Genomic DNA, 8,346 nt, shown 5'->3' with positions numbered 1-8,346 from the left:
ACTGCCACTGTTAGGAAGTTAGCACCTTCTAGATAGGAGGAGGCTAACCCGTGGGTGTACCAAGAGGTGACGAAGGTGGTGCCGGTCAGCCAACCACCTAGTGCTAGGAAGGCGCAGGGGAACAGTAGTATCCCTGACCAACCTACGAATACGAAGCGATCGCGCTTAAGCCAGTCGTCTAGAACGTCAAACCACCCTCTACTGGGGGCGCGTCCAACTGCGATGGTCATCGGACTAAAATCCTCTTTTTTACTAAAATTGCAACGTTTCTAAGGCACTACGGAGAGCCAGTGGAACCGACTGCCGTGAGGAATTAACGTTTTTTTTGACAATCTCAACAGCCTCAAAGCAACTGAGATTCTGAGAGCTTGCCGACTAGTGAAATCAGCATTTCTCTTTCTTTATGCCATTACACGTACCATCAGCTAGCAATCTAGCTTGTAGTAACTTAATGATTCTTAACTTATCACATTAGTCCGGGTTTTTGCCTGATACATAGAAGCAAATCAGGCATGGAACACGAACCTTATAAATAATATGAATATCAGAAATTTTACAATTTGACACAAGTTTTCTCAGAAATCTGAAAAAATTTACTCTAGATGGACGTAGGTAGGTAACTCATTCCCAAGAGGTCAAAAGCAGGGGAACAGGGGAGCAGGGGAGAAAGAATTTGTATCAGCCATTGAGTGAAGAAATTATATAACGTACCCTAACAAATTATATGGGTAGCAGAAACAGGGAGGAACGAAGTTGAGTTTTTGTCAACAATGTTTGGTAAAATATCGATGGTTACTTCGCCGCCACGTCGTTGATACACCTCTGGAAAACCTATGTGAAACGTTGGACAACGGGAAAGGAAGTTGGCACATCTTGACTAATAGAAATAGCCTAAGTGGTTTGTCCCATAGTGCAAGTAAGCTAGTGCAAGTAAGCCAGCATGATCCAGGACAGTAAAATTTGTCGGGTACAGGGTAAAAAATTCATAGTCTGCGGCAGGGTATCCCGTGGACTACAAACCTAGCTCTCAGTGCCTCCTAAGCAATAGCCGGATTGGCACAGATGCCTACACTCTATGCAAGAGCATTCAGTGTGCTTTGTATGTCACAGCGATTATCTCACGGGCAATGGTAGTTCAATGACGGCATCAACAACGATTAACAAAGGCGATCGCTTCCTACATCAAAATGTTCTCGGTTCCCGTCGGTTCAGTAACTACTGGTGGGCAACTATCGTTACCTTGGGAGCAAGTGGCTTTTTATTAGCTGGAATATCCAGTTATTTAAAAGTTAATTTACTCATAGTTTCCAATCCAACTCAACTGGTATTCGTTCCCCAAGGATTGGTGATGGGGTTATATGGCACTGCTGGCTTGCTATTAGCCACATACCTTTGGCTAGTGATTTTATGGGACGTGGGAGGCGGTTACAACGAATTTAATCAGGAAACTGGCACAATCAAAATATTCCGTAAGGGATTTCCTGGCAAAAACCGCCGAATTGAGATTGAAAGCCGCATAGAAGATGTGCAATCTGTGCGAATAGCCGTCAAAGAAGGTCTTAATCCCCTTCGCGCCCTCTATCTACGCATTAAGGGCCGGCGAGATATACCCTTAACACGGGTTGGACAACCGTTATCTTTAACAGAGTTGGAAACAGAAGGCGCAAAGTTAGCCCGCTTTTTGGGTGTGTCATTAGAAGGACTTTAAGGGATTGGGGATTAGAGACTGGGGACTGGAGACTGGGTATTGGGAAAAATTTACTGGCTTGATATTTGGTTAATTCCTAATTCTTAGTCCCCAGTGCCTAATCCCTAATCCCCAGTCTCCAGTACCCAATGCTCCTTAAAACGATAAGATACTCTGATTGAATCAGTAACTAGCAATGCGGTTAAAAATTTCACAATTTTTGCTTTCTCTTGTGCTGATCAGTGCCTTGATCTTGGGAGGATGTTCAACACAGCAAGTCGCTTCTAATACGTCTTCTCCAACCTCGACCACAAGCGAGGCAAGCACCAAGACAACTACTGAAGCAACATCTGTATCTCAAACTAGTAGTGAGAGTATTCCTGGAATAACAGATCTACCACGGCTCGAAGGCAAGGCTACTGTGGTTCTCACGGTTAAAGGCTCGCCGATTACTATCGAAGTAGACGGCACTGATGCCCCCATTACAGCTGGCAATTTCGTAGATTTAGTGCAAAAGGGTGTGTACGATGGTTTAGCTTTCCATCGAGTTGTGCGCGAACCCCAACCGTTTGTAGTTCAAGGGGGCGATCCTCAAAGTAAAGACCCGAAATTTCCAGCAAATAGACTGGGAACAGGTAGCTATATTGACCCAAAAACGGGAAATGCTCGCTATATACCTTTAGAAGTTAAACCAAAAGGTTCAGATACTCCGATTTACAATAAACCATTTGATGCTACTGCTCAACCTGTCGTATTGCCCCATAAGCAGGGTGCAGTAGCAATGGCGCGATCGCAACCACCAGATTCCGCTTCTGCTCAGTTTTACTTTGCTTTAGCAGATTTAGCCTTCTTGGATGGTAACTACGCCGTATTTGGCAATGTCACTCAAGGCTTCGATGTAGTGAACAAAATTCAGCAAGGCGATCGCATTGACTCTGCTAAAGTCACCCAAGGTGCTGAAAATCTGAAAACACCCGGAAAGTAAGAGGAGCAGGGGGAGAAGAGGAGTAGAGCGAGCAGGGGAGGTAGTCAAAGAACTGTCAACTCCTAACTCTTAACTTTTAACTCCTAACTCCTAAATTGGTTAAGGTTTGTATCACTGGGATTGGTTTAATTTCCGCCTTGGGTGGAAGCTTAAAGGATAGTTGGCGAAATTTAATCGCAGGTAAATCTGGAATTCAATTACATCAACCATTTCCAGAACTTACACCATTTCCTCTAGGTTTAATTGCTCAACAGCCATTGGAGTTGACAATGTTAACTCAGATGGTTGTTACTTCTGCTTTGCAAGATTCTGGGTTAGTTCCACCTTTAGCTGATTGTGCTGTAGTCATTGGATCGAGTCGCTCTTATCAAACGTCTTGGGAGATGTTAGCGCGGCAAATGTATAATAACGCGAAGAATTTCCCCATGTCCTCTTTTGAAAATTGGCTAGATACATTACCTCACATGAATGCGATCACAGCTGCGCGACAAATCGGTGCATCGGGAATGGTTTTAGCACCGATGGCAGCTTGTGCAACTGGAATTTGGTCTATTGCCCAAGCAGCTTTGCTTATACAAACTGGGCAATGTCAACAGGCTCTAGCTGGCGCAGTGGAAGCACCAATTACACCCTTAACTTTAGCTGGGTTTCAGCAGATGGGTGCTTTGGCAAAAACTGGGGCTTATCCCTTTGATTTGCACCGAGAAGGCTTAGTGTTGGGTGAAGGCGCAGCTGTGTTTGTCTTGGAATCAGCAGAGTTGGCAAAACAGCGTCAAGCAAAAGTGTATGGTGAAATTCTCGGTTTTGGCTTAACCAACGACGCATATCATACCAATTCACCAGAACCTGAAGCCAAAAGTGCGATCGCTGCCATCAAACAATGTCTAGAACGTAGTTGTCTGTCACCAGCCGATATTGATTATATTCATGCTCATGGCACAGCTACTCATCTAAATGACCAGATGGAGAGCATGGTAATCCAGCGTTTGTTTCCCCAAGGGGTGGCAGTTAGTTCCACCAAGGGAAGCACAGGTCATACACTAGGAGCATCTGGAGCCTTAGGTATGGCTTTTTCTCTCATGACATTAAAGCATCAAATTTTACCACCATGTGTAGGATTGCAGCAGCCAGAATTTGATTTAGACCTCGTTACAGCAGCACGTCTAAGTAAAATTAGGCAGGTGTTATGTTTTAGTTTTGGCTTTGGTGGACAGAATGCTGCGATCGCCTTAGCAAGGTAAAAACTTGTGAGGGTTGTGATTTGTGATTAGTTCTCAATGCCCCATACCCTTAAGTTAACTGTGAGAATATCTCTGTTAGTGGTGCTATTAATGTAAAAAAAAGATGCATTAGTGCCTATATGCAAAGCAGCTTGCTTGCTATTAGATACCTTCGACTGGGCGGGTAGCAACACAACACTGGATGTGATCGCCTGTTATTTACCAATTGTCAATGAAAGAGGGTTAACAGTTTCAATACCTTATTCACTGCTTTAGCATTAGGAAAAGCTTGAGTAATATCAGGTCTAGAAGTACTAAGTTTGTCACCACAGACCATCTTAAATTTAGATATGACTACTTTTCATTGGGTAAGTAGTTAGCTAGATTACCGAGTATAAAAGCCATCAGTTTTTTAACATTCGGGTGCTTTTTAATATAGCTTGCAGCTAAGGGGGCAAAACGATAATAATGACTAATAAATTTCCTGCCTAAGATGTTCTTGGTCAAATATTCATCCCTGAAGTAACGATATTTAATTACTTCTGGCGCATAGGGTGTACCATAGGTGGCTGTGACAACAAAGCAACTGTCCGAAGAATTATTAATAGGTTGATACTGGGGTTGATACTGCTGTTTCCTAGAAATCTCTATAGCTGCCTTTTCTAGCCGAGCAAAAAATTCACTATTCAACAGATATATAACAGGATATTTGGATTTTATACGCTGTGCAGATGCAAGAACTTCACTGTCTCTTGAGTTGCTAATTTCTTCGATGATATTCTTGAAATTTATATCTCGTTCATAGTCATAATTTTGTACTCCCAGTACATTAATAATGCTAAATGCTGCTAATCTTTTGAATCCGTGGATAATTTGATAATCATCTTTGAGAACATCATATTGATCAAAAGCACTAACAACTTCTGCAATATCCTGATGTATTTTCGCAATTTCAACATTACCAGGACTAAACCGTTTTGCTGCTTCCATAAAAATTAGTGCAGCTTTTAATATCTTGGGGTTTATGTATTTTGCACCAGCTTGAACCAGATCAGTGCCAATTATAGCAAATTTAGCTGCAACATAATTGCGTACATCTTCATCTGCTGGTAAACAAAAAATAATTCGTTCTGCTGTGGACGTAACTTGTTCTACTTGATTGTTGCGTAAATGAATAATACAAATTAAGAAGAGTGCATCAAAATCTTGGAAATCAACCTTACCATCTGCACCTACAGCCTTCTCAGCCCAATTCAAAGCTTCTGAGTAATTTTCTTCAGCTAAAAAAGTTTGGGCGATCGCTATGAAATGTTGTGAATTAAAAGACTCTAAAAAAATCGACTTTTGAAAGCAACTTCTAGCTCTTTGGTAGAGTTCATAACGCCTATTGTCGCTTTCAGAAAGAGATTCCGCTGTTTCTTTGTAAGCATAACCGTAATTCGACCAGTATAACGCCACATCAGGATTTGATTGAGTTAGACTGTGATATGTTTTGATAGCTTCATTCCATTGTTGATTATGAATATAACAGTAATCTGCCCAGCAATTTCCGTATAAATAGCATCTACAGGAAGTTTAGCTTTACCTGTATGATCTTGATAGAGACGAACTTCAACTTGCTGTTGTTCAGCATGAAGTAAGGTATATGTTTTTTTGACTGAATAAGGGATGGTAGTGTTTGGTTGAATCAACGGTTCATAAGTCAACATGACTTGTCCACCGATCATGCTCACTACATCAATTCCTAAACCAAATGGGGCTACATCCGTTAAAATAATGCCACTTTCCTCATTAATTAACCCTTTGGCTAGAGCAGCTTGTATACAAGCACCAATACCAACTGCCAAATCTGGATTAACATCTAATTTTGGTTCTTTACCGAACATTTCCGCCACCATATTCCGAACTGCCGGAATATAGGTTGTGCCACCAACTAGCAGCACTCGATCAATTGCACTAGGTCGTATTTTTTTAGCATTTAACGCTTGACGGATACAAGCTCTTGCTTGTTCTAAAAGTGGAGCGATTGCTTGTTCAAATTCTGTGCGAGTAATTTCAACATCTAAATCAATTCCTTTTCCGTCTTTAGTTGCAAAATAGGGAATGCGGGCATCACAAGATTGTTCTACAGAAAGTATTTTTTTTACTTTTTCTGCTTGTTCCTTTAATTCCGTATCACGGTTGTGAATTGAAATTCCTGGATGCTGTGCTGCAAACTTTTTGAGCAATAGAGAAATCATGGCTTCATCAAAATCCTTCCCACCCAAAAGAGGATCGCCAAAACTACACTTTACATCTAATACTCCTTCAAACATTTCTAGAACGGAAACATCTAAAGTTCCACCGCCAAAGTCAAACACAACAATTTGTTCTTCAGAATTAATATTTTTGATGCCAAATGCTAGTGCTGCTGCGGTTGGTTCATTGATTAATCGAAGTACATTTAAACCAGCTATCTCACCAGCATTAAATGTTGCTTTACGAGCAGCCTCTGGGAAATTAGCAGGTACTGAAATTACTACATCTTGAATTGGATGTCCTAACGCTTCTTCAGCATTTTCCTTTAACTTGCGAAGAATCAAAGCGGCAATTTCCTCTGGACGATAATCTTGATCTTGTAAGCGAAAAACTTCCTCAGTTCCCATTAACCGCTTACTTTCTCGAACACCATAACCCGGACGATCAACTGTTCCCCGTGCTGCTTCACCAACCAAAAGTTTTTTTCGCTCATTAATTGCCACAATTGAAGGGATAATAGGAATTTTTGTAATCGGATCGGGGATTGGTAAAGATTCATTATTCTTGTAAATACAAATTTCTGAAGTCGATGTACCTAAATCAATTCCAATTGCGTAATTTGTTTTCATTGTTGAAATTCCCTGACAATGGCTTTTGTGGTGAAGAAATTAAAGTTACAGCTTGAATATTGCCCTCTAGAATTGGATCTAAGTAGTTATAGAGGCTTCTAAAGGTGTTGCTTGTTCTGAATCCGTGCTATTTTCAGGTTTCTTTGCCAGAATTACTTCTGCTCGTTTCAAGACTGTTGTACCTGATCTATAACCCCAGCGATCGCACCTTAAAATAGATCCAGGTTCTACATCTGATGATTCTTCGTAATCCTTAAACTCATGTTCACTCTCATCATTTTTTTCGTGGGGAGATGGAGCGATTCGAGATAAACCATGTTTCTTGACAATCCGTTCAAATTCTTGAAGATTTTTCTCTATGACATTCTGACGTTCATTATTTTCTTTATTTTCAAGTCCTCGCTCTAATATTTCAAAAAATTCAATTGCACTTTTATTCCAATTCTCTAAGTCACGCTTAAAATTGCCCTTTTCTTGACGCAGTTCCATCAATTCTTTTGCAATAGAGTTGTTACTATCTACAAGTCCTTTAATTTCCTGTGCAATATCGTTATGCAATTTCTTTACTTGCTCACTATTTTCTTCAATAGCAGCAGTATTTGTTAAATACGCTCTGCCAACTCTTTTTAGTTCATCAATTGCTTTCGGCAAGACACTCACAAATTCTTGATCTTGAATTCGCAGGTAGATCCATAAGAAAAAGCTACAAGATGCCAAAAGGTAAATTGCTGAAATAACGAACAGAGTATCGCGCTGAATTTTAACTTGGGCATTAGGTGAAACAGCAACTGCAAGACCTACCAGAGAAATGATTAAAATAGTTGCAGTAATACCATAAAGAAGCCAATGTTTTTTTAAATGGCTTGGTGTTACACTTTTATCATTACGCATTTATAGAACTCCTTTTGAAATTTCTGTGAAGGCACATATTGAGAATGCTTTATTTAGAGGAAATATTGCTGCAAACCCTTGCTGTCTATTGAGCGTAATTAAGCCTGAATTGTTAGGTTAAATCTGCGATGGGCAAAACCAATCACCCACACAAAAACTGAGCAAACAACTAATTTGGCAAATACTTCGACAACAAATCTTAACCCTTACCGCCCATCTTCTCCATCGCTTCCGGCGACGGTTTAGAGCGTCTATTTTCCCAACGATTAATCGTGGTATATGTAACGCCTAGAGTGGCTGCAAATTTTTCTGGCGTTAGCCCAGCCAAAAGCCGCAAATCATGAATGATCTGCTCTACCTCTGGCTGGTTGATAGCCAAAGGTTTTGTGATAGTAATTTAACTTCTAAACTTGATTTACTAGCTTAAGTAGCTGATACTGTATTATTGGTTATATAATAATCATGCAAAAGCCTACTAATTAACCGTATATACACGTAAATCATTTATTGCTTTAATAAAGGCGATTTGTTAAGTAATGTTGAACCTGAATTCTTAAAGGAAATTCCCACAAGATTGGATAATTTATTTTTTGGAATTATCTAACGCTCTTCCATCACTCTCGTGAGAGAATAAATGAATGAAGTGACGCAAAGCTTTGTTTAGTCTATGTTTGAGGCAAGAAAGCCTGTCGAAAC

9 protein-coding genes and 1 pseudogene are annotated in these 8,346 nt (G+C 40.4%); 5 read left to right on the top strand and 5 right to left on the bottom strand.

What is annotated here, in order from left to right; genetic code table 11:
• A pseudogene (locus V7L29_RS11795) lies at nt 1–230 on the bottom strand (photosystem II D2 protein (photosystem q(a) protein)); the annotation flags it as partial.
• A gap of 523 nt (nt 231–753) precedes the next feature.
• On the opposite strand from V7L29_RS11795, the gene V7L29_RS11790 reads away from it, so the two are divergent.
• From V7L29_RS11790 to V7L29_RS11770, 5 genes are all read left to right on the top strand, one after another.
• On the top strand, nt 754–957 hold the full coding sequence (locus V7L29_RS11790) for a hypothetical protein (RefSeq protein WP_334735577.1): 204 nt from the start codon (nt 754–756) through the stop codon (nt 955–957).
• Between the two features lie 181 nt (nt 958–1,138).
• On the top strand, nt 1,139–1,708 hold the full coding sequence (locus V7L29_RS11785) for a photosystem I assembly protein Ycf4 (RefSeq protein WP_334691797.1): 570 nt from the start codon (nt 1,139–1,141) through the stop codon (nt 1,706–1,708).
• Nucleotides 1,709–1,883: 175 nt separating this feature from the next.
• Nucleotides 1,884–2,672 (top strand): peptidylprolyl isomerase, encoded by a 789-nt coding sequence (locus V7L29_RS11780; RefSeq protein ID WP_334735576.1) that lies wholly within the window; start codon nt 1,884–1,886, stop codon nt 2,670–2,672.
• Between the two features lie 95 nt (nt 2,673–2,767).
• Nucleotides 2,768–3,913 carry a beta-ketoacyl-ACP synthase gene (locus V7L29_RS11775; protein ID WP_334735575.1) on the top strand — a complete coding sequence of 382 codons (1,146 nt, stop codon included), beginning with the start codon at nt 2,768–2,770 and terminating at the stop codon, nt 3,911–3,913.
• A gap of 111 nt (nt 3,914–4,024) precedes the next feature.
• Entirely contained in the window at nt 4,025–4,168 is a 144-nt protein-coding gene (locus V7L29_RS11770) for a hypothetical protein (RefSeq protein WP_334735574.1), read from the top strand.
• Between the two features lie 78 nt (nt 4,169–4,246).
• Here the strand turns inward: V7L29_RS11770 and V7L29_RS11765 are convergent, their stop codons facing one another.
• The 4 genes from V7L29_RS11765 to V7L29_RS11750 all read right to left on the bottom strand — a co-directional run bounded on the left by V7L29_RS11765 (nt 4,247) and on the right by V7L29_RS11750 (nt 8,029).
• Entirely contained in the window at nt 4,247–5,350 is a 1,104-nt protein-coding gene (locus tag V7L29_RS11765; RefSeq protein WP_334735573.1) for a CFI-box-CTERM domain-containing protein, read from the bottom strand.
• A gap of 17 nt (nt 5,351–5,367) precedes the next feature.
• Nucleotides 5,368–6,759, bottom strand: coding sequence for an Hsp70 family protein (locus V7L29_RS11760; RefSeq protein ID WP_334735572.1), 1,392 nt, complete (start codon nt 6,757–6,759; stop codon nt 5,368–5,370).
• Nucleotides 6,760–6,837: 78 nt separating this feature from the next.
• Nucleotides 6,838–7,650: a nucleotide exchange factor GrpE gene (locus tag V7L29_RS11755; protein WP_334735571.1), complete on the bottom strand. Its 813-nt coding sequence runs from the start codon at nt 7,648–7,650 to the stop codon at nt 6,838–6,840.
• A 199-nt stretch (nt 7,651–7,849) separates the two neighbouring features.
• Nucleotides 7,850–8,029, bottom strand: coding sequence for a helix-turn-helix domain-containing protein (locus V7L29_RS11750; protein ID WP_334735570.1), 180 nt, complete (start codon nt 8,027–8,029; stop codon nt 7,850–7,852).
• Between the last annotated feature and the right edge of the window lie 317 nt (nt 8,030–8,346).

Source organism: Nostoc sp., from assembly GCF_036916575.1.
GTDB lineage: Bacteria > Cyanobacteriota > Cyanobacteriia > Cyanobacteriales > Nostocaceae > Nostoc.
Note: the sequence above shows the minus strand (reverse complement) of the source record. Positions and strands in the feature narration are given on the sequence as shown.